22 protein-coding genes and 1 other RNA gene are annotated in these 25362 nt (G+C 53.1%); 16 read left to right on the top strand and 7 right to left on the bottom strand.

Annotation, left to right across the window (positions count from 1 at the left end; translation table 11 throughout):
• Positions 1-190: 190 nt before the first annotated feature.
• The 6 genes from hemA to kdsA are packed head-to-tail and all read left to right on the top strand — an operon-like array spanning position 191 to position 5495.
• On the top strand, positions 191-1447 hold the full coding sequence (gene hemA, locus JSN25_RS17425) for a glutamyl-tRNA reductase (RefSeq protein WP_121529130.1): 1257 nt from the start codon (positions 191-193) through the stop codon (positions 1445-1447).
• Positions 1448-1487: 40 nt separating this feature from the next.
• Positions 1488-2570 (top strand): peptide chain release factor 1, encoded by a 1083-nt coding sequence (gene prfA / locus JSN25_RS17420; protein WP_038641152.1) that lies wholly within the window; start codon positions 1488-1490, stop codon positions 2568-2570.
• Positions 2570-3403, top strand: coding sequence for a peptide chain release factor N(5)-glutamine methyltransferase (gene prmC, locus JSN25_RS17415; RefSeq protein ID WP_121529129.1), 834 nt, complete (start codon positions 2570-2572; stop codon positions 3401-3403). The genes prfA and prmC overlap by 1 nt, the downstream gene beginning before the upstream one ends.
• The gene (gene sirB2, locus JSN25_RS17410; protein ID WP_121529128.1) at positions 3400-3792 is read left to right on the top strand and encodes an invasion regulator SirB2; all 393 of its coding nucleotides are present in this window, start codon (positions 3400-3402) and stop codon (positions 3790-3792) included. The genes prmC and sirB2 overlap by 4 nt, the downstream gene beginning before the upstream one ends.
• A gap of 3 nt (positions 3793-3795) precedes the next feature.
• Entirely contained in the window at positions 3796-4605 is an 810-nt protein-coding gene (gene sirB1 / locus JSN25_RS17405; protein WP_006684256.1) for an invasion regulator SirB1, read from the top strand.
• A gap of 35 nt (positions 4606-4640) precedes the next feature.
• Entirely contained in the window at positions 4641-5495 is an 855-nt protein-coding gene (gene kdsA / locus JSN25_RS17400) for a 3-deoxy-8-phosphooctulonate synthase (protein WP_038641145.1), read from the top strand.
• 46 nt (positions 5496-5541) lie between these two features.
• On the opposite strand, the gene bdcA is transcribed toward kdsA, so the two are convergent.
• A complete protein-coding gene (gene bdcA, locus JSN25_RS17395; protein WP_085048084.1) occupies positions 5542-6255 on the bottom strand; it encodes an SDR family oxidoreductase in 714 nt (237 codons plus the stop codon).
• A gap of 72 nt (positions 6256-6327) precedes the next feature.
• Here bdcA and JSN25_RS17390 point away from each other — a divergent pair, with 72 nt between their 5' ends.
• Both JSN25_RS17390 and JSN25_RS17385 read left to right on the top strand, forming a co-directional pair.
• Complete coding sequence (locus JSN25_RS17390) at positions 6328-6918, top strand: TetR/AcrR family transcriptional regulator (RefSeq protein ID WP_038641141.1); 591 nt, start codon at positions 6328-6330, stop codon at positions 6916-6918.
• A gap of 28 nt (positions 6919-6946) precedes the next feature.
• Positions 6947-8638 carry an amidohydrolase gene (locus tag JSN25_RS17385; RefSeq protein WP_204525180.1) on the top strand — a complete coding sequence of 564 codons (1692 nt, stop codon included), beginning with the start codon at positions 6947-6949 and terminating at the stop codon, positions 8636-8638.
• Positions 8639-8693: 55 nt separating this feature from the next.
• Here the strand turns inward: JSN25_RS17385 and chaA are convergent, their stop codons facing one another.
• Positions 8694-9794, bottom strand: a complete 1101-nt coding sequence (gene chaA, locus JSN25_RS17380) for a sodium-potassium/proton antiporter ChaA (protein ID WP_204525179.1) — start codon at positions 9792-9794, stop codon at positions 8694-8696.
• Positions 9795-10068: 274 nt separating this feature from the next.
• Between chaA and chaB the strand changes: the two genes are divergently transcribed.
• Together chaB and JSN25_RS17370 are read left to right on the top strand one after the other, a co-directional pair.
• On the top strand, positions 10069-10299 hold the full coding sequence (gene chaB / locus JSN25_RS17375; protein WP_038641135.1) for a putative cation transport regulator ChaB: 231 nt from the start codon (positions 10069-10071) through the stop codon (positions 10297-10299).
• Between the two features lie 196 nt (positions 10300-10495).
• Complete coding sequence (locus JSN25_RS17370; RefSeq protein ID WP_038641133.1) at positions 10496-11191, top strand: gamma-glutamylcyclotransferase; 696 nt, start codon at positions 10496-10498, stop codon at positions 11189-11191.
• A gap of 53 nt (positions 11192-11244) precedes the next feature.
• Here the strand turns inward: JSN25_RS17370 and JSN25_RS17365 are convergent, their stop codons facing one another.
• Entirely contained in the window at positions 11245-11490 is a 246-nt protein-coding gene (locus JSN25_RS17365) for a DUF1883 domain-containing protein (protein ID WP_038641131.1), read from the bottom strand.
• Between the two features lie 261 nt (positions 11491-11751).
• Positions 11752-12105: a DsrE/DsrF/TusD sulfur relay family protein gene (locus JSN25_RS17360; RefSeq protein ID WP_038641128.1), complete on the bottom strand. Its 354-nt coding sequence runs from the start codon at positions 12103-12105 to the stop codon at positions 11752-11754.
• A 208-nt stretch (positions 12106-12313) separates the two neighbouring features.
• Here JSN25_RS17360 and JSN25_RS17355 point away from each other — a divergent pair, with 208 nt between their 5' ends.
• Positions 12314-13699, top strand: a complete 1386-nt coding sequence (locus tag JSN25_RS17355) for a YchO/YchP family invasin (protein WP_204525178.1) — start codon at positions 12314-12316, stop codon at positions 13697-13699.
• 21 nt (positions 13700-13720) lie between these two features.
• Here JSN25_RS17355 and narL read toward each other — a convergent pair whose 3' ends face one another.
• A complete protein-coding gene (gene narL / locus JSN25_RS17350) occupies positions 13721-14371 on the bottom strand; it encodes a two-component system response regulator NarL (protein WP_038641125.1) in 651 nt (216 codons plus the stop codon).
• Entirely contained in the window at positions 14364-16160 is a 1797-nt protein-coding gene (narX, locus tag JSN25_RS17345) for a nitrate/nitrite two-component system sensor histidine kinase NarX (RefSeq protein ID WP_204525177.1), read from the bottom strand. The genes narL and narX overlap by 8 nt, the downstream gene beginning before the upstream one ends.
• Before the next feature lie 339 nt (positions 16161-16499).
• Here narX and JSN25_RS17340 point away from each other — a divergent pair, with 339 nt between their 5' ends.
• The 5 genes from JSN25_RS17340 to narI all read left to right on the top strand — a co-directional run bounded on the left by JSN25_RS17340 (position 16500) and on the right by narI (position 25068).
• Positions 16500-17891: a NarK family nitrate/nitrite MFS transporter gene (locus JSN25_RS17340; protein WP_038641122.1), complete on the top strand. Its 1392-nt coding sequence runs from the start codon at positions 16500-16502 to the stop codon at positions 17889-17891.
• A 514-nt stretch (positions 17892-18405) separates the two neighbouring features.
• Positions 18406-22149 (top strand): nitrate reductase subunit alpha, encoded by a 3744-nt coding sequence (locus JSN25_RS17335; protein WP_137347843.1) that lies wholly within the window; start codon positions 18406-18408, stop codon positions 22147-22149.
• The gene (gene narH / locus JSN25_RS17330) at positions 22146-23684 is read left to right on the top strand and encodes a nitrate reductase subunit beta (protein WP_038641118.1); all 1539 of its coding nucleotides are present in this window, start codon (positions 22146-22148) and stop codon (positions 23682-23684) included. The genes JSN25_RS17335 and narH overlap by 4 nt, the downstream gene beginning before the upstream one ends.
• The gene (narJ, locus tag JSN25_RS17325) at positions 23681-24391 is read left to right on the top strand and encodes a nitrate reductase molybdenum cofactor assembly chaperone (protein WP_087856119.1); all 711 of its coding nucleotides are present in this window, start codon (positions 23681-23683) and stop codon (positions 24389-24391) included. The genes narH and narJ overlap by 4 nt, the downstream gene beginning before the upstream one ends.
• Positions 24391-25068, top strand: coding sequence for a respiratory nitrate reductase subunit gamma (gene narI, locus JSN25_RS17320; protein ID WP_038641116.1), 678 nt, complete (start codon positions 24391-24393; stop codon positions 25066-25068). The genes narJ and narI overlap by 1 nt, the downstream gene beginning before the upstream one ends.
• Positions 25069-25264: 196 nt before the next feature.
• On the opposite strand, the gene JSN25_RS17315 is transcribed toward narI, so the two are convergent.
• Positions 25265-25362: non-coding RNA, RtT sRNA (locus JSN25_RS17315), on the bottom strand.

The raw sequence follows: 25362 nt of genomic DNA, 5'->3' as shown, positions 1-25362 counted from the left end.
TACGTTGCAGTTATAACTCTCAATGCTAGCGCCACCATCTGACATCGTCTACGTTCAAGTTATCTTAAATCGCTTAAATTTGTGCGCTAAGCTATTACTCCAAAAGGGGGCTGTCTCTTTTATTGACCGCACGCATCCTGTATGATGCACCCAGTCTAACCTTATCAACGCTGGTACTATTCCCGCTCACATGACCCTTTTAGCGCTTGGTATTAACCATAAAACGGCACCTGTATCGCTGCGAGAACGCGTAACGTTTTCGCCGGATACGCTCGATCAGGCACTGGACAGCCTGCAAGCGCTGCCAATGGTGCAGGGCGGGGTAGTGCTGTCGACATGTAACCGCACAGAGATTTACCTCAGCGTGGAAGAGCAGGATAACCTGCAAGAAGCGCTGATTCGCTGGTTGTGCGAATACCATAACCTTAATGAAGAAGATTTGCGCAATAGCCTCTACTGGCACCAGGACAATGACGCCGTCAGCCATCTGATGCGCGTTGCCAGTGGTCTGGATTCGCTGGTGCTCGGCGAGCCGCAGATTTTGGGACAGGTGAAAAAAGCCTTTGCGGATTCGCAGAAAGGCCACCAGAACGCCAGTGCGCTGGAGCGCATGTTCCAGAAATCGTTCTCTGTCGCTAAACGTGTCCGTACCGAAACCGATATCGGCGCCAGCGCTGTTTCCGTGGCTTTTGCCGCCTGTACGCTGGCGCGGCAGATCTTTGAATCGCTCTCCACGGTAACCGTGCTGTTAGTCGGCGCAGGCGAGACCATCGAGCTGGTCGCGCGTCATTTGCGCGAACACAAAGTGAAGAATATGATCATCGCCAACCGTACGCGTGAACGCGCGCAGGTGCTGGCGAATGAAGTCGGCGCCGAAGTGATTTCATTGAGCGATATCGACGCCCGCTTGCAGGATGCCGATATTATTATCAGTTCAACCGCCAGTCCGCTGCCGATTATCGGTAAAGGAATGGTAGAGCGTGCGCTTAAAAACCGTCGCAACCAGCCTATGTTGCTGGTGGATATCGCCGTACCGCGCGATGTCGAGCCGGAAGTGGGCAAATTGTCCAACGCCTACTTGTACAGCGTTGACGATCTGCAAAGCATCATTTCGCATAACCTGGCGCAGCGCAAAGCGGCTGCTGTGGAAGCCGAAACGATTGTAGCGCAGGAAACCAGTGAGTTTATGGCCTGGCTGCGTGCCCAGGGCGCAAGCGACACTATCCGCGAGTATCGCAGTCAGTCAGAACAGATCCGTGATGAACTGACCGCCAAAGCGTTGGCCGCCCTTCAACAGGGCGGTGATGCGCAAGCCATTATGCAGGATCTTGCCTGGAAACTGACTAACCGCCTGATCCATGCACCAACCAAATCACTTCAACAGGCCGCCCGTGACGGGGATAGTGAACGCCTGAATATTCTGCGCGACAGCCTCGGGCTGGAGTAGCAGCACACCAATCTTATTTTTACAGGGTGCATTTACGCCTATGAAGCCTTCTATCGTTGCCAAACTGGAAGCCCTGCATGAACGCCATGAAGAAGTTCAGGCGCTGCTCGGCGATGCGGGTACTATCGCAGACCAGGAACGTTTTCGTGCACTGTCGCGCGAATATGCCCAATTAAGCGATGTATCGCGCTGTTTTACGGACTGGCAACAGGTTCAGGAAGATATCGAGACGGCTCAGATGATGCTCGACGATCCTGAAATGCGTGAAATGGCGCAGGATGAACTGCGCGAAGCAAAAGAGAAATGTGAACAACTGGAACAACACCTGCAGGTTCTGCTGTTACCGAAAGATCCTGATGACGAACGTAACGCCTTCCTTGAAGTGCGCGCGGGAACCGGTGGTGATGAAGCGGCGCTGTTTGCCGGCGATCTGTTCCGCATGTACAGCCGTTACGCTGAAGCGCGTCGCTGGCGGGTTGAGATCATGAGCGCCAGCGAAGGCGAGCATGGCGGATTTAAAGAAGTCATTGCCAAGATTAGCGGCGAAGGCGTTTATGGCCGACTGAAATTTGAGTCCGGCGGTCATCGCGTGCAGCGCGTACCGGCGACGGAATCACAGGGACGAATTCACACCTCTGCCTGTACGGTCGCGGTCATGCCGGAACTGCCGGATGCTGAACTGCCGGACATCAACCCGGCCGATCTGCGTATTGATACCTTCCGCTCATCAGGCGCAGGGGGCCAGCACGTTAACACCACCGACTCCGCAATCCGTATTACCCACTTGCCAACCGGCATCGTGGTGGAATGTCAGGACGAACGTTCACAGCATAAAAACAAAGCGAAAGCGATGTCGGTGCTGGGGGCGCGCATTCGTGCGGCCGAAGTGGCAAGGCGTCAACAGGCGGAAGCCTCTGAACGTCGCAACCTGCTGGGCAGCGGCGATCGCAGCGATCGCAACCGCACCTATAACTTCCCGCAGGGGCGCGTGACCGATCACCGCATTAACCTGACGCTCTACCGTCTGGATGAAGCGATGGAAGGCAAACTGGATATGCTCATTGAGCCAATTGTCCAGGAATACCAGGCCGACCAACTGGCGGCATTGTCCGAGCAGGATTAATGGACTATCAGCACTGGCTGCGTGAAGCGATAAGCCAATTACCGGTAAGCGAAAGCCCGCGCCGTGACGCCGAGATTTTACTTGAGTTCGTTACCGGTAAGGGGCGCACCTTTATTCTGGCTTTTGGCGAAACGCTGTTAACCGAGGCGCAGCGTCAGCAGCTCGACACGTTACTGGAGCGGCGTCAGCGGGGCGAACCCGTGGCGCACTTAACCGGCGTTCGCGAATTTTGGTCGCTGCCGCTGTTTGTATCACCGGCCACGCTGATTCCGCGTCCGGATACCGAGTGTCTGGTGGAGCAGGCGCTGGCTCGCTTGCCAGCCTGTGCATGTCGCATTCTCGATCTGGGGACCGGTACGGGCGCGATTGCCCTGGCGCTGGCAACCGAGCGTCCGGATTGCGCGGTGACGGCGGTTGATCGGATGCCGGATGCCGTGGCGCTGGCTATGCGCAATACGCAGCACCTGGCTATCGACAATGTTCGCGTGCTGCAAAGCGACTGGTTTAGCGCTTTACAGGGGCAGCAGTTTGACATGATTGTCAGCAATCCGCCGTACATCGACGAACAGGATCCGCATCTGGCGCAGGGCGATGTGCGCTTTGAGCCGCTGTCGGCGCTGGTGGCGGGCGATCGGGGGCTGGCGGATATCGTACATATTATCGATCGGTCTCAGCACGTGTTAACGCCCGGCGGCTATCTGTTGCTGGAACATGGCTGGCAGCAGGGTGAGGCCGTGCGCGATGCCTTTACGCGCGCCGGTTATCTGGCGGTTGAAACCTGCCGTGATTATGGCGGCAACGAGCGAATTACGCTTGGACGCATCCCATCATGAGTACCATCAGTGTGTTACTCAACGTTCATCTCATCAGCATTGCGCTTTCCGTTAGTCTGCTGACGCTGCGTTTTTGGTGGCGTTACACCGACGCGCGTCTAGCCCGTGCCCGCTGGACGCGCATTGTGCCGCCGGTGGTGGATACCGTTTTATTAGTCAGCGGCGTGGCGTTAATGGTTAAAACGCACATCCTGCCATTCACCGAACAAGGGACATGGCTGACTGAAAAGCTGTTTGGGGTTATCATTTACATCGTTTTGGGTTTTATTGCACTCGATTACCGTCGGGCGCGCAGCCAGCAGGCGCGATTAGTCGCATTTCCGCTGGCGTTGGTGGTGCTGTACATCATCATTAAACTCGCCACCACAAAAATACCGTTACTGGGGTAAGTCATGAGGTCGTTAGCTGATTTCGAATTTAATAAAGCGCCATTGTGTGATGGGATGATCCTGGCGTCGGAGTCTATCCGTCTGGATTTTCCAACACAAACTGTCTATGACGAACTGGAACGTCTGGTCAGTCTGGCGCAAGAAGAAATTAGCCAGCTCCTGTCTCAGGATGAGCAACTGGAAAAACTGCTGGCACTTTTTTACGGCGAATGGGGGTTTACGGATACCCACGGCGTCTATCGTCTTTCTGATGCACTATGGCTCGACCAGGTTCTGAAAAATCGTCAGGGCAGTGCGGTGTCGTTGGGCGCGATCTTATTATGGATTGCCAACCGACTGGATCTGCCGCTGGTACCGGTGATTTTCCCGACACAACTCATCCTGCGCATTGAATCGCTTGATGGCGAAATGTGGCTAATTAATCCGTTCAATGGCGAAACGTTAAATGAACACACGCTGGAAGTGTGGCTGAAGGGGAACATCAGCCCGGTCGCGGAACTGTTTAATGAAGATCTGGATGAAGCGGATAACGCAGAAGTGATCCGCAAACTGCTCGACACGCTGAAATCATCGCTGATGGAAGAGCGGCAAATGGAACTGGCGCTGCGAGCCAGTGAAGCATTATTACAGTTTAATCCTGAAGACCCGTATGAAATACGCGATCGGGGATTGATATATGCGCAACTGGAGTGTGAACATGTTGCGCTGACAGATTTAAGTTATTTCGTTGAGCAGTGTCCGGAAGACCCGATCAGCGAAATGATTCGTGCGCAGATTAATACCATTTCGCACAAACAAATTGTATTGCATTGATTAATGACACTTTACCTACCGTTTAAGGCGATCCTATGAAACAAAAAGTGGTTAGCATTGGCGACATCAACGTGGCAAATGACCTGCCGTTCGTGCTGTTTGGCGGAATGAACGTGCTGGAATCCCGCGATCTGGCGATGCGCATTTGTGAGCACTACGTAACCGTTACTCAAAAACTGGGTATCCCTTACGTGTTCAAAGCCTCCTTTGATAAAGCCAACCGTTCTTCCATCCACTCTTACCGTGGACCGGGCCTTGAAGAAGGGATGAAAATCTTCCAGGAGCTGAAGCAAACTTTTGGCGTAAAAGTGATCACCGACGTTCACGAAGCCAGCCAGGCACAGCCTGTTGCTGACGTGGTGGATGTGATTCAACTGCCGGCATTCCTCGCTCGCCAGACCGATCTGGTGGAAGCGATGGCGAAAACCGGTGCCGTTATCAACGTGAAAAAACCGCAGTTCGTTAGTCCGGGTCAGATGGGTAATATCGTGGATAAATTCCATGAAGGCGGTAACGATAAGGTTATCCTGTGTGACCGTGGCGCGAACTTCGGTTATGACAACCTGGTTGTGGATATGCTGGGCTTTAGCGTGATGAAAAAGGTCTCTGGCAATTCGCCGGTGATTTTCGACGTCACCCATGCGCTGCAGTGCCGCGACCCGTTTGGCGCCGCAAGCGGCGGCCGTCGTGGTCAGGTGACTGAACTGGCGCGCGCGGGCATGGCGGTAGGTCTGGCAGGCCTGTTTATTGAAGCGCATCCGGATCCAGCCAATGCGAAATGCGATGGTCCATCCGCACTGCCGCTGGCGAAACTGGAACAGTTCCTCACGCAGATCAAAGCGATTGATGACCTGGTGAAAAGCTTCGACGAGCTCGATACTGAGAACTAAGACAGCTGAACAGGCCGGGGCACTTGTCTCCGGCCTGTTATTACTGTCAGGCGCCAAACGCCCCATCAATTGTATGCATAGCTCCCGTCACAAACCCGGCCTCCGGACCAGCCAGCCAGGCAACCATTCCGGCCACTTCTTCTGGTCGACCGTGGCGTTTTAGCGCCATAAAGCTGTGCATCAGCTCTTTCAATGGACCTTCTGCTGGATTAGCGTCAGTATCAATGGGCCCCGGTTGCACTACGTTGACCGTAATGCCACGCGCGCCGAAATCACGGGCCAGCCCTCTTGCCAGGCCTTGCAGAGCAGATTTGCTTAACGCGTAGGAAGCCATACCGGCAATTGGCATACGATCGCCGTTCACTGAACCAATAATGATAATCCGCCCGCCGTCAGGCATTTGTCGTGCCGCTTCTACTGCCGCGTACCAGGGCGCGTGGATATTAATGCGGAACAGGCGCTCAACGTCATCGGGATCCTGCTCCAGCGGGTCGCCGAACAGCACAATTCCTGCATTCACCACTAACACATCCAGCGGGCCGCTTTCCCGTACCCGGTTAATGACGGCATCGCGATCGGCGCTATCGGTTTGCGTCATGTGGGAACCTGTTTCATCCGCAAGCGCTTTTGCAGCGTCTGCGGAGCCTGAATAGGTAAAGGTAACCGCTGCGCCATCTGCGGCGAAACGGCGCACAATAGCCGCGCCAATCCCCCGACTTCCGCCAAGAACCAGAACTGATTTGCCGTTAAATGGGGACATGAGATACTCCTTGAACAATTATGTAGTGATCGATATATAATGGGTGCATGGTTTTCTGTCAATGGATTTGTAATGAGCACTACAAAATGTTCGCGCGCCCCAGGCCGACCACGTAATTTTGATCCGGAACTGGCTGTTGCCAAAGTACAGCCCTTATTTCACGCACATGGATACGACGCTGTGAGCGTAGCGGATGTTACGCAGGCCCTGAACATCAAACCCCCCAGTTTTTATGCCGCTTTTGGGAACAAAATCGGTCTTTATGAACGTGTGCTTGGTCGCTATGTACAAACTGATGCGATCCCGTTTGATGACATTTTGCGTTCTGACAGACCGGTTGCCGAAAGCCTTGCTGCGTTGCTTGAAGAGGCGGCGCGACGCTATGCCGCGGATCCGCATGCGCCTGGTTGTTTGGTTCTGGAGGGCACGCATAGCAACGATCCGCAGGCGCGGCAGGTGGCCCGGGCTTTCTACTCGGTTGCAGAACATAAAATTCATGACTTTATTGCACAGCGCCATCCCGAAGTGGCTGATAGCCTGACCGATTACATCAGTACCACGATGCTTGGTCTGTCGGGAAAAGCCCGTTGTGGGCATACGCTCGAACGTTTGCTATCCAGCGCACACATCGCCAGCCAGGCGGTGTTGCATCAGCTTTCCTGATTTTCATCACATGAAAAGGTAGATAAATATGATGGGTAAACTGGGACTTTGCTTTAATACTCCCCCTCCGGCTATGCGCAACGTAGCGTTGGCCGCAATTCTGATAGGAATTTCATTTCTGGCGCATTCTCAGGACAAGGCCGACGTTATTTTGTATAACGGCAAGTTGATTACCATGGATGAACAACAACCCAATGCGCAGGCGCTGGCGGTAAAAGGGCGGCATATTATTGCGGTGGGTAATAATGAAACGGTGAAAAAATGGTCCGGACCGAACACGAAGGAAATTAATCTTACGGGGCAAACTGTTATTCCGGGGTTAATTGATGCGCATCTGCATGGCATTCGGGGGGGAAGGACATTTTTATTTGAAACCTACTGGTTTGATACTAAAAATTTACCCGATGCGTTAAATAAACTGTCGCAATCTGCGGCAAAGAAAGACGCTGAGCAATGGGTGGCGGTGGTGGGTTCATGGATACCTGAACAATTTGCTGAAAAGCGGGATCCGACGGTTCAGGAACTGAATCAGGCGCTGCCCCATCATCCTGCATATATACAAAGCCTTTATGACTATGCGCTGTTAAATCAAAAGGCTATCGAGACCCTAAAACTTAATAGTCCACAGCCGGATGTTCCGGCAGGGATCGTGATAGAACGCGATGATAAAGGGCTGGCAACGGGGAAATTGCGCGGGACCATTGGCAGTTTTAACCAGCTTTTCGCCCAGATTAGCCAGACTGGCGATGTGGAAAAGAACCTTAACGCCTTTGTACGTTATTTAAATAAACGCGGCGTGGTCGGGTTTATCGATCCTTCTGCCGGGCATGAGCAAGCTTATCGTGATTTCTTTAAACTTCAGCAGCAGCAACCTCTCAGGATACGCGTTGGATATCGTTTATCCGCACCGCCTGGTAATGAAACGGAATGGTTTAAACAACGCCTGGCGTTTCGCCCGGCAATGCATGATGACGGCAGAATAGCCTTTCTGGGCTTCGGTGAAAGCCTGGTGATGGCAATGAATGATGGCGTGCGGATGTCATCTGGGTTCACATCCCCAGCAGAGTCCCAACAAGAACAATTAAAGGTGCTTCAGCTTGCCGCCAAAGAAGGTGTTGCCGTTGAAATACATGCTTATACCGATGACAGTGCGGATGCGATTTTAGATGTCATTAGCGAGGTGGCTAAATCGCATGATATTGCGCCGTTGCGCTGGTCGATTGCGCATCTTAATACCGGTACGCCCGAAACGATTGCCCGCATGAAGAAACTCGGTTTAGCCTACTCTGTTCAGATGGGGCCATATTTTGAATCTCCTGCCATTGAACGCGCAAATGGTAAAACGGTGGCGGCGCTATCATCGCCAGTGCAACCCGCGTTAGAGCAGGGGGTAATCGTTGCCGGCGGTACAGATGCGACGCGGATTGGCGTTGCGGGAGTGTGGCATGCCATTGAATATCATGTCACAGGTAAAGCGCTCGACGGCTCAGTACGCCATAACACCCGCCAGTTAAGTCGGGAAGATGCGTTAAAAATGTATACCCGAAATGCCGCCTGGCTGGCTTTTGCTGAGCAGCAAAGAGGAAGTTTGCAAGCAGGTAAGCTCGCCGATTTTGCGGTGCTGAATCAAGATATTATGGCTATTGCGCCAGACAAGCTGCATCAAACGGAATCGTTATTAACGTTTGTCGATGGCCAACAGGTTTATCCGGAGCAATAAACGCGCTAAAAGAAAACGGCCCTGCAAAGGGCCGTGGATCCCGCCAAACAAGTTATCAGGCAAATATCGTCATCAGATAGGCGACAAATAGCGCCAGATGCGCGGCGCCGTTAAGCACATTGGTTCGTCCGGTGGAGAAAGAGATGTGGCACAGTACCAGCGACGAGACCATGACAATCATCTCTGGCGCGCCCAAAGCAAACACCAAATCATTTCCTGTTGCCCACGCTATCAGCGTCACTACCGGTACGGTGAGTGAAATAGTGGCTAATACTGAACCGAAGAACAAATTCATCGCCCGCTGTACCTGATTGTTCAGCACCGCTTTCAGCGCCCCCAGCCCTTCAGGCGAGAGGATCAACAGCGCCACCAGGAAACCGGTAAATGCCACGGGCGCATTGAGTTCAGTCAGCAAGGTTTCCAGTGGACTGGCGTTCATCTTGGTGACGGCGATAACAGCCATCAGGTGAATGATGAGCCAGGCGGCGTGCCATATATTGCTGTGCGCTGACGGCTTACCGTGATGCGGATCGTCGTCGTCACCCTCATCTTCATGCTCGTAAATGAACAGGCTCTGGTGCGTTTTTGTTTGAATCAACAAGAAGACGCCGTACATTGCCGCAGAAATGAGCGCCACCAGTAGCGCCTGCGCAGTAGTAAAATTGGCTCCCGGTAACGCCATTGGAAACACCAGCACAATAATGGCCAGTGGAAACAGGGCGATTAAATACTGCTTAATACCAAACAGGTTCATATACTGAGTGGCAAATTTGCGGCCGCCCAGCAGTAATGAAAAACCGACTAAACCGCCGGTGACGATCATAATGATCGAATACAGCGTGTCGCGCATTAGCGTAGGCGCGGCATCGCCGGTCGCCATTAATGCGGAAATTAAACTGACTTCAAGAATAACAACTGACAGACTGAGAATCAGCGAGCCGTAGGGTTCGCCAAGTCGATGTGCTAATACGTCCGCATGACGGACAACGCTGAATGCGCTGCTTAATATACCAATAAGGGCAAGCGCATTAATGCCGATGACCACTGGTAGTGACTGACTGCTCCCCCATAAGAACAGTACTACCAGCGCCAAAATCGGGAAGACGAGAGAGGTCTCCTTGTGGCGGGTTTTTACCGCCTCATGTAGTTGTGTCATTAAGTTAATTCTCCATCTCTGCAGGTATTTATAATTATAAAAGTATTAAAGAATGTAAAAAATAACAGAAAAAGCGGTTTTGTAGGTGACATTTTACGAAATTTTACCGCATCGCTTATTTTCCATCTCTAAGTGGCCAAAAACAAACGTCTTGTTTATAGAGTATTTAATTAACAGAAGGTTAGATGAAGAAGTAATTTAAAAATGTTCATTATTGGCGCATCGCAGCATTGTTAACCACACTTAAGGTTTAGCCCAAAAAGAGGAGTTCACAATGCCCTATAAATCTAAAAGCGATCTGCCTGACAGCGTACAGCATGTTCTGCCATCCCATGCTCAGGACATCTATAAAGAAGCCTTTAACAGCGCCTGGGAACAGTATAAAGATAAATCTGACCGTCGCGATGATGCCACTCGCGAAGAGACAGCGCACAAGGTGGCGTGGGCGGCGGTGAAAAATGATTATCAAAAAGGTGATGATGATAAATGGCATAAAAAGACGTAACGGTATCAATTATAATGCCTTTATAAACTAGCCTGAGTCATCCGTTAGCGAATCGTGCTACGCCGCGCCGTTACTGGCTTGCAAGCGAGCGGTGAATTGCCTATTGTCCAGCTATTGGTTTCAAAATGAGCAGTAAAAATGCCCGGAAGGCGTCAAAAAAGTTGTCGCAGGGAAGCTGCAGTGGCGGAGGTGTAAGGTGTTAACGCGTGATTTTTTATTGAATGCCGACTGTAAGACGGCGTTTGGCGCTATTGAAGAATCACTACTCTGGTCAGCGGAACAACGGGCAGCCTCACTGGCCGCCACGCTTGCTTGCCGACCAGATGATGGACCGGTGTGGATCTTCGGTTATGGATCGTTGATGTGGAACCCGGCCTTAGAATTTGAAGAGTCCTGTACCGGAACATTGGTCGGTTGGCACCGTGCATTTTGCCTGCGTCTGACGGCGGGGCGAGGAACGGCCTGTCAACCGGGACGGATGCTGGCCCTGAAAGAGGGTGGACGCACTACCGGTGTGGCTTATCGCTTACCAGACGCATCGCTGGAGCAAGAGCTTTCTCTGCTGTGGAAGCGTGAAATGATCACCGGTTGCTACCTGCCGACCTGGTGTCAGTTGGCGCTGGATGACGGACGGACGGTAAACGCGCTGGTCTTTATTATGGATCCGCGCCATCCGCTGTTTGAGTCGGATACACGCGCGCAGGTGATCGCGCCGCTTATCGCTGCGGCCAGCGGACCTTTAGGCACTAATGCCCAGTATCTGTTCTCGCTGGAACAAGAACTGGTGAAGCTGGGAATGCAGGATGATTGTCTTAACGATCTGGTGATTACGGTCAAACGATTGTTGGGAGAGAACCTGCCGGAAGGGATTATACGACCAGGTTTTGCATAGCGTCGGCGGAGTGTTGTGTGCCCGACAGTTGGTGCTTATCGGGCATTTCACGATTACGCTGCAATAAAACTTATCGAATGCTCAAGCGACTGACTGTGGCTGTCGATCAGCACGTTCCAGACGCCGGTATAAGGTACGGTCAACCATGCGTTATCACGGTCCTGCACGCTTAAGATGTCGGACTGCGTGTCTTTGACGTGATTTTTCTCGCTCATCAGATGGATGTGACAGCGCTCGGAACAGCGCACAACCACCGTATCGCCACCAAATAACTTTAAACTCGCCTTCACTAATGCCATTTTTCACCCCGTTCTTGAAAACAACGTACTTTCTGTCGAAAGTGCTGCGTGATGTTGTTCACATTTCACTCATTGCATAACACCAAAGGGGGAGCAACAGGATGCTGATTTTGATCAAAAAATGGCATAACGATTAAACAAAAGTGACAAAATTCCTCAAGACGGTTGAAAGGGCGTGCTAACGTTCAACGAAACCGCGCCCATCTAAGATAAAATCCGGAAATTTCCGGCACTTTCAGTGCGCGTGCCTGTAAGGCGCTGTCAGAAGGTCAATACTTTATCTGCATCCAGCGTCCATTGCGCCAGTTCTGGCAGCGTGCCCACGGCGACGCCATCAATTAAAGGCAGGTCGGTGATCCCACGGCCATCAGTGCAGGTTTTGCACAGTTTTACCGGAACGTTTTGCGCTGTCAGGATCTCCAGCATTTGCTGAATATTGTATCCTTCCGCCGGTTTCTGACCGCGTAATCCCGCCGTAACCGCATCCGACATTAAAAACAGACGCAGATCGAGACAGGCTTCTTGTTCACGCAAGGCGATGGCCAGACGCAGGCTGTTAAATAACGATTCGCTTCCATAGGCCGCACCGTTCGCGACGATCACTATCTTTTGCATTTTGACTCCTGTTGTCGGATGGGAGGGATAATTCCTGGCGTGTATGGTACTCCCTGTACCAGATATCGAAAAGAAAGCATGTGGCTACCCCTGATTATTCGGGTCAGAAAATCCCGAAAACGGGGATAAAGGCTGCAATTAATTGCTGAAGACGTTATGGTTTAGGTTAAGTGTGCCTGATTAATTGATTTAAGAAATAACTAACGATTTGAGCCGTATTATTTATTTCCCTCTCGCCGTATTTGCACTCTTGCCACTGGCAGGGGGTACTGCCAGCGCACAATCCTCTTTTATTCACCAGGCTGAAAACCCATTCGATAACAATAGCGATGGCTTGTCCGATCTCGGTATGGCGCCGGAATCGCGGGCAGGCGAAAAGCATTTCGCCGAAATGGTGAAAGCATTCGGTGAAGCCAGTATGACCGATAACGGCCTTGATACCGGCGAGCAGGCGAAGCAGTTCGCGTTTGGTCAGGTACGTGACACGGTCAGCGAACAGGTGAATCAACAACTGGAATCCTGGCTCTCTCCCTGGGGAAATGCCAGCGTCGGGTTGCAGGTTGATAAAGAGGGCAGCTTTACCGGCAGCCGGGGAAGTTGGTTTATTCCGTGGCAGGACAATCAGCGCTATCTTACCTGGAGCCAGTTAGGCTTAACGCAACAGGATGAGGGCTTAGTCAGCAATGCGGGAATTGGGCAGCGCTGGGTACATGACGGCTGGCTACTGGGTTACAACACGTTTTATGACAATCTGTTGGATGAAAATCTGCCCCGGGGCGGCTTAGGTGCAGAAGCGTGGGGCGAGTATTTACGTTTATCTGCTAACTACTACCAGCCGTTTTCCTCCTGGCAGAATCGTTCCACCACACAGGAACAACGGATGGCCCGCGGCTACGACCTGACCGCGCAAATGCGGATGCCGTTCTATCAACATCTCAATACCAGCGTCAGTGTTGAACAGTATTTTGGCGACCGGGTGGATCTGTTTCATTCAGGAACCGGGTATCACAATCCGGTGGCGGTGAACCTCGGGTTGAGCTATACGCCGGTGCCGCTGATTACGATGACTGCGCAGCATAAGCAGGGTGAAAATGGCGTCAGTCAGAATAACCTCGGATTAACGCTGAATTATCGTTTCGGCGTTCCGTTAAAAAAACAGCTGATGGTTAGCGAAGTGGCGAACAGCCGCTCGCTGCGCGGCAGTCGTTATGACGATCCGCAGCGGAATAGTTTGCCGACGCTGGAGTATCGCCAGCGTAAAACCCTGTCGGTATTTTTGGCCACGCCGCCCTGGGATCTCAAGCCGGGAGACACGGTGGCGCTGAAGGTACAAGTGCGCAGCCTGCATGGGATTCGCCACCTTGCATGGCAGGGCGATACTCAGGCGCTGAGCTTAACCGCTGGCAGCAGTACACGAAGCGCACAGGGCTGGACGATTATTATGCCGAAGTGGGACAGTAGAGAAGGGGCGACAAACCGCTGGCGGCTGTCGGTAGTGGTAGAGGATGAACTGGGCCAGCGTGTCTCTTCCAATGAGATCACGCTATCACTGACCGAACCGTTTATCAGCGTTTCGGCAAATGATCCTCGTTAACCATGATGCACGACTTCGTTATCAGAAAATGCGTTCCTGATGCACCCAAACCGCCGCTTCTACGCGTGATTTGAGCTTCATTTTCTTCAGCATATGCTTCACATGAACTTTAACCGTGCTTTCGGTGATGTCCAGACGGCGGGCAATCATCTTGTTGGGCAGGCCCTGGGCAATAAGTTTGAGAATATCGCGCTCGCGCGGCGTCAACTGGGTGACATCACGGTCAGACGTTGCGCGGTTGGCGCGCAGGCTGGCGGCCAGAACCGGCGTTAAGGCTTCGCTCAGTACCATTTCACCGGCGGCGGCCTGCTGTAATGCTTTCAGTAAATCTTCCGGCTCCATATCTTTCAGCAGGTAACCATCCGCGCCGCGTTTCAGTGCGGTAACGACATCTTCTTCATGATTGGATACGCTAAACACCACGATGCGGCCAGACAGGGACTTTTCACGCAGCTTGTCGAGGGTTTCCAGACCGTTCATGCCGGGCATGTTGAGATCAAGCAGGATCAGATCGGGATCAAGAGATTCAGCCAGCTCGATACCCTGTTCGCCATTGCTGGCTTCACCGACAACGGTGATATCCTGCGCCATGCTGACAAGCTGTTTTACACCGGTTCGCAGCATCGGATGATCGTCGATCAACAGGATGGTTGCCGGTTCCAGATTACTCATGGGTATCTCCTTGGACTTCTGTGAAGTTTGTTTCGGGAATAAAAGTGACAGTAACTTCAGTACCGCCTGTCTCACGACGGCGTACTCGGCAATCGCCGCGCAAGCTCTGCGCACGGTCGCGCATTATTATCATGCCGTAGTGGTTACTGCGTTCGGCGTTTTCCGGTACGCCGCAGCCGTTATCTTGTACTGTGAGTTTGATCTGTTTGCCATTTTGCACCACCGTCACGACGACTTCATCGGCATGGGAATGCTTCAGGGCGTTGCTCAGGGCTTCACGAGCAATTTGTAATAAGTGAATCGCCTGATGCGAAGGGACCAGGCGCGGCGGCAACTGATAGTCCAGCTTAACCGCAAAACCAAAGCGGGCGCTGTATTCCTGACAGCTGGCTTCCAGCGCGGGTCGCAATCCGGGTTCGGTGAGCTGTAAACGGAAGGTCGTTAACAGCTCACGCAGTTGCGCCCACGAGGCGTTCAGTTCATTACGAATCTGGCTAAGCAGTTCGCGGCTATTCTCGGGCAGCGCATCGCCCTGCATCTGCAAACAGCTAACCTGCATCTTCATACATGAAAGCGATTGTGCAATAGAATCATGGAGTTCGCGCGCAATGGTGGCACGCTCTTCCATCACGATCAACTGCTGCTGGCGCTCCTGATGTCTGTCGAGCGCCAGCGTCGCGGTCAGTTGCTCAACCAGGGTATCGACCAGTTGTTGCTGATCGTGGCTGAGATGGCGTCCGTTCGGCAACGTAGCGAGCAGGATACCATACTGGGTATGCGCGTCGGTCAGCCGCCATTTCAGCGTGATACCACCGTCTATCGCGGGCAACGTACCGCGTGGGCACAGATGACATCCTTTCTCATCGCAACTGACATTGGACTGACAGGTAAATTCCTGATGATTATCTTCATCCTCCAGATCATAAACCCGCAGCTCAATATCATGTAGCAGGGTCAAATTCTGCAGGCCGTTCAGCACCGGAGAGAGTCGTTCACACAACGGCACCTGAGAATGCAGGCGGCGGTTGGCTTGCCACAGAAAAGAGAGGATCTGATTTTTATGCTCCAGCCCGGCCGTTTTCTCTTGCACCCGCTGTTCCAGTACCGCATAACTTTCAGCCAGCTCTTCCGACATATTATTCAGCGCCGAGCCCAGAGCCGCCATCTCATTACGCCCGCTGATATGCGCACGTTGGGTAAAATCACGTTGGCTGACGGCTCGCGCCATCGCCAATAGCTGTTTCCATGGTTCCAGCAGACGTACGCGTAGCCAGATAATGGTGAAGACCAGCAGTAAGGCCATAAATGCTGCCATCAGGCGATGTAGCAGGACGACGCGTTCAATGCGTAATTCGGTGGTATGGTCGAAGGCGGTAACCAGCTTATCCAGCCCAACGACAAAGCGCGTTACATCTTGCGCTACCGCATCAGGCGTTTGCGCGTGGGCAAGCCCTGGCGCCAGCTCAGTGTGCCAGTAATCCTGTAATGCTTTTAACTGCGCCTGTTGTCCATCGCGCTGTGCGGCTCGCGTTAACTCTGGACTAAACGCCGTTTTCTCCATTTCATCCAGTAGCTGTTGATCGTCGGCTTCCAGGGGTACCGCCGCCAGCAGACGATAACTCTGCATACGCAGCGAGCCGGCTTTGTTAATTGCATGGGCGCTACCCTGAACGCCCTGAACCAGCCAACCGGAGACAGCCATACCTGCCACGCCGATGGCAGTAGACAATAAAACAATCAGCGCCACCTGGTTGACCAGCGTAAGCGGGGAGAGACAACGTTTAAACATGGTGACTTGTTCCTTCGGGTCTTCGTAGAACAGAAACCCTTTTGAATAACGGTTCTGCTGCAGGCAGTGGCGTTATTCTCGGCGATACACTGGAGTATACCCATACCTCAAACGGGCTACCTCTTAATTGCCAGCCAAGGGGGAGGTCATGGGTCGGGGGGAGTAGAAGACGACAGAAGCGTGAAAAACCACATCTTTTTTACCGAAGTAATGTACTCATTTAGGGTGATAATAAATTTTAGGCATGAATAATGACACCTTTTCCTTTGATTTATATCAACTTACCTCCAGCTGTAAACCCTAAGGTTGCAGGCATCGAAACAAGTATCAGAGGTGTCTATGAGTCACTCATCTGCCCCGGAAAGGGCATCTGGAGCTGTAATTACAGAATGGCGGCCGGAAGATCCTGTCTTCTGGCAACAGCGTGGTCAACGAATCGCCAGCCGTAACCTGTGGATTTCCGTCCCTTGCTTACTGCTGGCGTTTTGCGTGTGGATGTTATTTAGCGCCGTAGCGGTGAACTTACCGAAAGTCGGCTTTAATTTCACCACGGAGCAATTGTTCATGTTGACGGCGTTGCCATCGGTTTCCGGCGCGCTGCTGCGTGTGCCGTACTCCTTTATGGTTCCCCTGTTTGGCGGACGCCGCTGGACGGCATTCAGCACCGGTATCCTGATCGTCCCATGCGTATGGTTAGGTTTTGCGGTGCAGGATACCACCACGCCATTTAGTACCTTTATTATTATCTCCTTACTGTGCGGTTTTGCCGGTGCGAACTTTGCATCAAGCATGGCGAATATCAGCTTCTTCTTTCCAAAACAAAAGCAAGGCGGTGCGCTGGGTCTGAACGGTGGTCTGGGCAACATGGGCGTCAGCGTAATGCAGTTGGTTGCTCCGCTGGTGGTCTCACTGTCAATCTTCGCTGCATTTGGTAGCCAGGGCGTTGAGCAACCGGATGGCACGCAATTGTATCTGGCAAACGCCGCATGGATTTGGGTTCCGTTCCTCGCTGTGCTGACGCTGGCTGCATGGTTTGGTATGAACGAACTGGCAACCTCAAAAGCGTCATTGAAAGCGCAATTGCCGGTGCTAAAGCGCGGGCACCTGTGGATCATGAGCCTGTTGTATCTGGCAACCTTCGGGTCATTTATCGGCTTCTCAGCCGGTTTCGCGATGCTGTCAAAAACGCAGTTTCCTGAGGTACAGATCCTGCATTACGCCTTCTTTGGCCCGCTGATTGGCGCGCTGGCGCGCTCAGCTGGCGGTGCAATTTCTGACCGTCTGGGCGGAACTCGCGTGACGCTGGTGAACTTCGTGCTGATGGCTCTCTTCAGTGCCTTGCTGTTCCTGACGCTGCCAACCAATGGCGTAGGGGGCAACTTTACCGCTTTCTTCGCGGTGTTCCTGGCGCTGTTCCTGACGGCCGGTCTGGGCAGTGGTTCAACCTTCCAGATGATCTCCGTTATCTTCCGCAAACTGACGATGGACAGAGTGAAAGCGGAAGGCGGGTCAGAAGAGAAGGCGATGCGTGAAGCGGCAACCGACACTGCGGCTGCGCTCGGTTTTATCTCTGCCATTGGCGCGATTGGCGGCTTCTTTATCCCCAAAGCATTTGGTACTTCCCTGGCGTTAACGGGCTCACCTGTTGATGCGATGAAAGTCTTTGTGATCTTCTATGTCGCCTGCGTGGTTATCACCTGGGCGGTGTACGGACGTCATTCTAAAAAGTAAAAAAGTGGTATACACAAAATCATTCGAATTGCGTCAAGGCGGCAAGTGAGAAATCCCCAGGAGCTTACTGTAGTAAGTGACTGGGGAGAACGAGCGCAGCCAACGCAGAGGCAGTTTGAAGGATGAAGTGTAGGTTGATTATCCATTGCGCGGCGTTAGACCGCGCTTTTTTTTGCCTGCCATTAGTTACAACATACTCTTGTGTTGTGACATGACAACATCCTATGAGAACGGTGCTCGCAATATGCCTGGCAGGGGGATACCCCTTAATACCCACTTATAAAGAATTTAACATTTACATGATAAGTGGATTTTAAAAAGTTATTTAAATTCAATGATTTAATTAATTCAGTGATATCCCACTTAGGGGGTATGTGAAAAACGCCCCTCATTTTTCATCCCTGTCTGCCTTGATCGTTATCAATTCTCACGCCCTTTCAGAGCGTTACCTTCGCTGGCAAATAAGCAATGTCGATTTATCAGAGAGCCGTCAGGCTCCTACAGGAGAAAACCGATGAGTAAATTCCTGGACCGGTTTCGCTACTTCAAGCAGAAGGGCGAAACCTTTGCCGATGGGCACGGCCAGCTTCTCAATACCAACAGGGACTGGGAGGACGGATATCGCCAGCGTTGGCAGCATGACAAAGTCGTGCGTTCAACCCACGGCGTAAACTGCACCGGTTCATGCAGCTGGAAAATCTATGTGAAAAATGGTCTGGTGACCTGGGAAACCCAGCAAACTGACTACCCACGCACCCGTCCAGATATGCCAAACCACGAGCCTCGCGGCTGCCCGCGTGGTGCGAGCTATTCCTGGTATCTCTACAGCGCTAACCGTCTGAAATACCCGCTGATGCGCAAACGTCTGATGAAGATGTGGCGTGAAGCCAAAAAACTGCACAGCGATCCGGTAGATGCCTGGGCATCCATTATCGAAGACGCCGACAAAGCAAAAAGCTTCAAACAAGCGCGTGGTCGTGGCGGCTTCGTTCGCTCCTCCTGGCAGGAAGTCAATGAACTGATTGCCGCTTCTAACGTGTACACCATCAAAACCTATGGTCCTGACCGCGTCGCAGGCTTCTCGCCGATCCCGGCGATGTCGATGGTTTCTTACGCATCCGGCGCACGCTATATGTCGCTGATTGGCGGTACCTGCCTGAGCTTCTATGACTGGTACTGCGACCTGCCGCCGGCTTCTCCGCAAACCTGGGGCGAACAGACCGACGTCCCTGAATCCGCTGACTGGTACAACTCCAGCTACATTCTTGCATGGGGTTCTAACGTCCCGCAGACCCGTACTCCGGATGCGCACTTCTTTACTGAAGTTCGCTATAAAGGCACCAAAACGGTAGCGATTACGCCGGACTACGCAGAAATCGCCAAACTGTGCGACCTGTGGCTGGCGCCGAAGCAGGGGACCGATGCGGCGATGGCAATGGCGATGGGCCACGTCATGTTGCGCGAGTTCCACCTCGATAACCCGAGCCAGTACTTCACCGACTACGTTCGTCGTTATACTGACATGCCAATGCTGGTGATGCTCGAAGAGCGCGACGGCTATTATGCTGCTGGTCGTATGCTGCGTGCAGCGGATCTGGTTGACTCTCTGGGCCAGGAAAATAACCCGGAATGGAAAACCGTCGCTATCAACAGCAACGGTGAAATGGTTGCGCCAAACGGTTCAATTGGTTTCCGTTGGGGCGAAAAGGGTAAATGGAACCTCGAGCAGCGCGACGGTACATCGGGCGATGAAACCGAACTGCAACTCAGTCTGCTCGGTAGCCAGGATGACATCGCTGAAGTCGGCTTCCCCTATTTTGGCGGCGAAGGTACCGAACACTTCAATAAAGTTGAACTGGAAAACATTCTGCTGCACAAATTGCCGGTTAAACGTCTGCAACTGGCTGACGGTTCTACCGCGCTGGTGACGACCGTTTACGATCTGACCATGGCCAACTACGGTCTGGAACGCGGTCTGAACGATGAAAACTGTGCAACCAGCTACGATGACCTGAAAGCGTATACGCCGGCATGGGCAGAGAAAATTACCGGTGTATCGCGCGCTCAAATCGTGCGCATCGCCCGCGAATTTGCGGATAACGCCGATAAAACGCACGGTCGTTCGATGATTATCGTCGGTGCAGGTCTGAACCACTGGTACCACCTCGATATGAACTATCGCGGCCTGATCAATATGCTGGTGTTCTGCGGCTGTATCGGCCAGAGCGGCGGCGGTTGGGCCCACTATGTCGGGCAGGAAAAACTGCGCCCGCAAACCGGCTGGCAGCCGCTGGCGTTTGCGCTGGACTGGCAGCGTCCGCCTCGTCATATGAACAGCACCTCTTACTTCTATAACCACTCCAGCCAATGGCGCTATGAGACGGTTACCGCACAGGAATTGCTGTCCCCGATGGCAGACAAATCCCGTTATAGCGGTCATTTGATTGACTTCAACGTTCGCGCTGAACGAATGGGGTGGTTACCGTCTGCACCGCAGTTAGGGACTAACCCGCTGCGTATCGCTGAAGAAGCGCAGAAAGCCGGCATGACGCCGGTGGATTACACCGTTAACGCCCTGAAAGACGGTTCTCTTCGCTTTGCGGCGGAACAGCCGGAAAACGGCAAAAACCATCCGCGTAACCTGTTTATCTGGCGTTCCAACCTGCTCGGATCTTCCGGTAAGGGCCACGAGTACATGCTGAAGTACCTGCTGGGTACTGAACACGGTATTCAGGGGAAAGATCTCGGCCAGCAGAGCGGCGTGAAGCCAGAAGAAGTGGAATGGCAGGACAACGGACTGGACGGCAAGCTGGATCTGGTGGTGACGCTGGACTTCCGTCTGTCGAGTACCTGTCTGTATTCCGATATCGTGCTGCCGACCGCAACCTGGTATGAAAAAGACGATATGAATACCTCGGATATGCATCCGTTTATTCATCCGTTGTCTGCCGCCGTTGACCCGGCCTGGGAATCGAAGAGCGACTGGGAAATCTATAAAGCCATCGCGAAGAAATTCTCTGAAGTGTGCGTGGGCCACCTCGGTAAAGAAACCGACGTTGTTACGCTGCCGATTCAGCACGATTCCGCCGCTGAGCTGGCGCAGCCGCTGGACGTGAAGGACTGGAAAAAAGGTGAGTGCGACCTGATTCCTGGCGTTACCGCGCCGCACATCATGACCGTAGAGCGTGATTATCCGGCAACCTATGAACGCTTTACCTCCATCGGCCCGCTGATGGAAAAAATCGGTAACGGCGGGAAAGGGATTGCCTGGAATACCCAGAGCGAAATGGATCTGCTGCGTAAGCTCAACTACACCAAGGCTGAAGGCCCGGCGAAAGGCCAGCCCTGGCTTAATACCGCCATTGATGCCGCCGAGATGATCCTCACCCTGGCGCCGGAAACTAACGGTCAGGTAGCCGTTAAAGCCTGGGCTGCGCTGAGTGAATTTACCGGTCGTGACCATACGCATCTGGCGCTAAATAAAGAAGACGAAAAAATTCGTTTCCGCGATATACAGGCGCAGCCGCGCAAAATTATCTCCAGCCCGACATGGTCAGGCCTGGAAGATGAACATGTGTCTTATAACGCCGGTTATACCAACGTTCATGAGCTGATCCCATGGCGTACACTGTCTGGTCGCCAGCAGTTGTATCAGGATCACCAGTGGATGCGTGATTTCGGTGAAAGCCTGCTGGTTTATCGTCCGCCAATCGATACCCGTTCAGTGAAAGCGGTGATCGGCGAGAAGTCTAACGGTAACCCGGAAAAAGCGCTCAACTTCCTGACGCCGCACCAGAAATGGGGTATCCACTCCACCTACAGCGACAATCTGCTGATGCTGACATTGTCACGCGGTGGTCCGATCGTCTGGATGAGTGAAACGGATGCGAAAGACCTGGGTATCGAAGATAACGACTGGATCGAGGTCTTCAACAGCAACGGTGCATTAACTGCCCGCGCTGTTGTCAGCCAGCGTGTGCCGGCCGGGATGACCATGATGTACCACGCGCAGGAACGTATTGTTAACCTGCCGGGTTCAGAAATCACCCAGCAGCGCGGCGGGATCCACAACTCGGTGACCCGTATTACGCCGAAACCGACCCATATGATCGGCGGCTATGCACAGTTGGCCTACGGCTTTAACTACTACGGCACCGTCGGTTCAAACCGCGATGAGTTCGTCGTTGTACGTAAGATGAAGAACATTAACTGGTTGGATGGCGAAGGCAATGACCAGGTACAGGAGAGCGTAAAATGAAAATTCGTTCACAAGTCGGCATGGTGCTGAATCTTGATAAGTGCATCGGCTGCCACACCTGTTCAGTGACCTGTAAAAACGTCTGGACCAGCCGTGAAGGTATGGAGTACGCCTGGTTCAATAACGTGGAAAGTAAGCCTGGCGTCGGTTTCCCCAATGACTGGGAAAATCAGGAAAAATGGAAGGGCGGCTGGATCCGTAAAATCAACGGTAAACTGCAACCGCGCATGGGTAACCGTGCGCTGCTGCTGGGTAAAATCTTTGCTAACCCGCATCTACCGGGTATGGATGACTACTACGAGCCGTTTGATTTCGACTATCAGAATCTGCACACCGCGCCGGAAGGCAGCAAAGCGCAGCCGATTGCCCGTCCGCGCTCGTTGATTACCGGTCAGCGGATGGACAAAATCACCAGCGGTCCGAACTGGGAAGAAATTCTGGGCGGCGAATTCGAAAAACGCGCCAAGGACCAGAACTTCGAAAACATGCAGAAGGCGATGTACGGCCAGTTCGAAAACACCTTCATGATGTACCTGCCGCGCCTGTGCGAGCACTGCCTTAACCCGGCGTGTGTGGCGACCTGCCCGAGTGGTGCTATCTACAAGCGTGAAGAAGATGGCATCGTGCTGATCGACCAGGACAAGTGCCGCGGCTGGCGTATGTGCATCACCGGCTGCCCGTACAAGAAGATTTACTTCAACTGGAAGAGCGGGAAGTCCGAGAAGTGCATTTTCTGCTACCCGCGTATCGAAGCGGGTCAACCGACCGTTTGCTCCGAAACCTGTGTTGGCCGTATCCGTTATCTCGGCGTACTGCTGTATGACGCAGATGCGATCGAAAGCGCGGCCAGCACTGAGCACGAAAAAGATCTGTACCAGCGTCAACTGGACGTGTTCCTCGATCCGAACGATCCGGCTGTCATTGAACAGGCGCTAAAAGATGGTATTCCACTGAGCGTCATCGATGCTGCACAACAGTCTCCGGTTTACAAAATGGCGATGGACTGGAAGCTGGCGCTGCCGCTGCATCCGGAATACCGCACGCTGCCGATGGTCTGGTACGTGCCGCCTTTGTCACCGATTCAATCTGCCGCCGATGCGGGCGAGCTTGGCAGCAACGGCATTCTGCCTGATGTAGACAGTCTGCGTATCCCGGTTCAGTACCTGGCGAACCTGTTGACCGCTGGCGACACTCAGCCGGTACTGTTGGCGCTGAAACGTATGCTGGCAATGCGTCACTACAAACGTGCGGAAACTGTTGACGGAAAAGTTGATACCCGTGCGCTGGAAGAGGTGGGATTAAGCGAAGCGCAGGCACAGGAAATGTATCGTTACCTGGCGATTGCTAATTATGAAGATCGTTTCGTGGTGCCAAGCAGCCATCGTGAATTGGCGCGTGAGGCATTCCCGGAGAAAAGCGGTTGTGGCTTTACCTTCGGCGATGGTTGCCACGGTTCTGATACCAAATTCAATCTGTTCAACAGCCGCCGCATCGACGCTGTTGATGTGACCAGCAAAACGGAGCCGCACCAATGATTGAACTCGTCATTGTTTCGCGTCTGCTCGAGTACCCGGATGCTGCCTTATGGCAGCATCAGCAGGAGCTTTTCGATGCACTCGCGTCATCTGAGAACCTGGATAAAGAGGATGCCCAGACCCTGGGCGTTTTCCTGCGCGATTTAACCGCGCAGGACATGCTGGATGTACAGGCCGCCTACAGCGAACTGTTTGACCGGGGCCGCGCCACATCGCTGCTGCTGTTTGAACATGTTCACGGGGAGTCTCGCGATCGCGGTCAGGCGATGGTTGACCTGATGGCACAGTATGAGCAGCACGGTTTGCAGCTCGACAGCCGTGAACTTCCCGATCATCTGCCGCTGTATCTGGAATACCTTGCGCAGTTGCCGAAAAGCGAAGCGTTAGGTGGTTTACAGGATATCGCGCCGATTCTGGCTTTGCTCAGCGCTCGCTTGCAACAGCGTGACAGCCGTTATGCGGTGCTGTTTGATCTGCTGCTAAAACTGGCGAATACCGTTATCGACAGCGACAAAGTGGCTGAAAAAATTGCGGATGAAGCGCGTGATGATACACCACAAGCGCTTGATGCGGTCTGGGAAGAAGAGCAGGTGAAATTCTTCGCCGATCAGGGGTGTGGTGAGTCGGAAATCTCCGCTCACCAGCGTCGTTTTGCCGGGGCCGTTGCGCCGCAGTATCTGAATATCACCACCGGAGGACAGCAATAATGCACTTCCTGAATACGTTCTTCTTTGACATCTATCCGTACATCGCGGGTTCTGTCTTTCTGATCGGCAGCTGGCTGCGTTATGACTATGGACAATATACCTGGCGCGCGGCGTCCAGCCAGATGCTGGATCGCAAAGGGATGAACCTGGCGTCAAACCTGTTTCATATCGGGATCCTGGGCATTTTTGCCGGGCACTTTCTGGGCATGTTGACGCCGCACTGGATGTACGAAGCGTGGCTACCGCTGGAAGTGAAACAAAAGATGGCTATGTTTGCGGGCGGCGCCTCAGGCGTGATGTGTCTGGTCGGCGGCGTGCTGCTGCTGAAACGTCGTCTGTTCAGCCCACGCGTGCGGGCCACCACCACTGGTGCGGATATTCTGGTGCTGTCCATTCTGGTTATCCAGTGTGCCCTTGGCCTGCTGACCATTCCGTTCTCCGCTCAGCATATGGACGGTAGCGAGATGATGAAACTGGTGAACTGGGCGCAAACGGTGGTGACCTTCCACGGCGGCGCGTCTGAATATCTGGATGGCGTGGCGTTTATCTTCCGTATGCATCTGGTGCTGGGTATGACGCTGTTCCTGCTGTTCCCGTTCTCGCGCCTGGTGCACATCTGGAGCGTTCCGGTCGAGTATCTGACCCGTAAATACCAGATTGTACGCGCGCGTCACTAATCGGTTATCTGTGTAAGATAAGACCCTGCTCCGGCGGGGTTTTTTTATGCCTGTTTGCCGGATGGCGGCGTAACCGCCTTATCCGGCCTACGCAGACGTCAACTCTCTGTAGGCCTGATAAGCGCAGCGCATCAGGCATATTGCGGGCACGATAGGGCATTGCAGTTGGATTGGGTGTCGATGCTTTATGAAATGATGGTGGTGGGGGAAGGATGACTCCGCGCTGCGCGCTTCGCCCTTCGGGTCGTTGCCTGCGGCAACGCTTTCTCGCTGACGCTCGAATCGAACCTTAGT

Origin of the sequence: Citrobacter cronae (assembly GCF_016893685.1) — a bacterium.
Taxonomy (GTDB): domain Bacteria; phylum Pseudomonadota; class Gammaproteobacteria; order Enterobacterales; family Enterobacteriaceae; genus Citrobacter; species Citrobacter werkmanii.
Note: the sequence above shows the minus strand (reverse complement) of the source record. Positions and strands in the feature narration are given on the sequence as shown.

Excerpts from the sequence above, each read along its gene's own strand:
- JSN25_RS17335 (WP_137347843.1), top strand. The coding sequence starts at position 18,406 with ATGAGTAAATTCCTGGACCGGTTTCGCTACTTCAAGCAGAAGGGCGAA.
- chaA (WP_204525179.1), bottom strand. The coding sequence starts at position 9,794 with ATGACACAACTACATGAGGCGGTAAAAACCCGCCACAAGGAGACCTCT.
- JSN25_RS17390 (WP_038641141.1), top strand. The coding sequence starts at position 6,328 with ATGAGCACTACAAAATGTTCGCGCGCCCCAGGCCGACCACGTAATTTT.
- hemA (WP_121529130.1), top strand. The coding sequence starts at position 191 with ATGACCCTTTTAGCGCTTGGTATTAACCATAAAACGGCACCTGTATCG.
- narI (WP_038641116.1), top strand. The coding sequence starts at position 24,391 with ATGCACTTCCTGAATACGTTCTTCTTTGACATCTATCCGTACATCGCG.
- JSN25_RS17360 (WP_038641128.1), bottom strand. The coding sequence starts at position 12,105 with ATGCAAAAGATAGTGATCGTCGCGAACGGTGCGGCCTATGGAAGCGAA.
- JSN25_RS17365 (WP_038641131.1), bottom strand. The coding sequence starts at position 11,490 with ATGGCATTAGTGAAGGCGAGTTTAAAGTTATTTGGTGGCGATACGGTG.
- kdsA (WP_038641145.1), top strand. The coding sequence starts at position 4,641 with ATGAAACAAAAAGTGGTTAGCATTGGCGACATCAACGTGGCAAATGAC.
- JSN25_RS17340 (WP_038641122.1), top strand. The coding sequence starts at position 16,500 with ATGAGTCACTCATCTGCCCCGGAAAGGGCATCTGGAGCTGTAATTACA.
- prmC (WP_121529129.1), top strand. The coding sequence starts at position 2,570 with ATGGACTATCAGCACTGGCTGCGTGAAGCGATAAGCCAATTACCGGTA.
- sirB1 (WP_006684256.1), top strand. The coding sequence starts at position 3,796 with ATGAGGTCGTTAGCTGATTTCGAATTTAATAAAGCGCCATTGTGTGAT.
- JSN25_RS17385 (WP_204525180.1), top strand. The coding sequence starts at position 6,947 with ATGATGGGTAAACTGGGACTTTGCTTTAATACTCCCCCTCCGGCTATG.
- narH (WP_038641118.1), top strand. The coding sequence starts at position 22,146 with ATGAAAATTCGTTCACAAGTCGGCATGGTGCTGAATCTTGATAAGTGC.
- narL (WP_038641125.1), bottom strand. The coding sequence starts at position 14,371 with ATGAGTAATCTGGAACCGGCAACCATCCTGTTGATCGACGATCATCCG.
- prfA (WP_038641152.1), top strand. The coding sequence starts at position 1,488 with ATGAAGCCTTCTATCGTTGCCAAACTGGAAGCCCTGCATGAACGCCAT.
- narJ (WP_087856119.1), top strand. The coding sequence starts at position 23,681 with ATGATTGAACTCGTCATTGTTTCGCGTCTGCTCGAGTACCCGGATGCT.
- bdcA (WP_085048084.1), bottom strand. The coding sequence starts at position 6,255 with ATGTCCCCATTTAACGGCAAATCAGTTCTGGTTCTTGGCGGAAGTCGG.
- sirB2 (WP_121529128.1), top strand. The coding sequence starts at position 3,400 with ATGAGTACCATCAGTGTGTTACTCAACGTTCATCTCATCAGCATTGCG.
- narX (WP_204525177.1), bottom strand. The coding sequence starts at position 16,160 with ATGTTTAAACGTTGTCTCTCCCCGCTTACGCTGGTCAACCAGGTGGCG.
- chaB (WP_038641135.1), top strand. The coding sequence starts at position 10,069 with ATGCCCTATAAATCTAAAAGCGATCTGCCTGACAGCGTACAGCATGTT.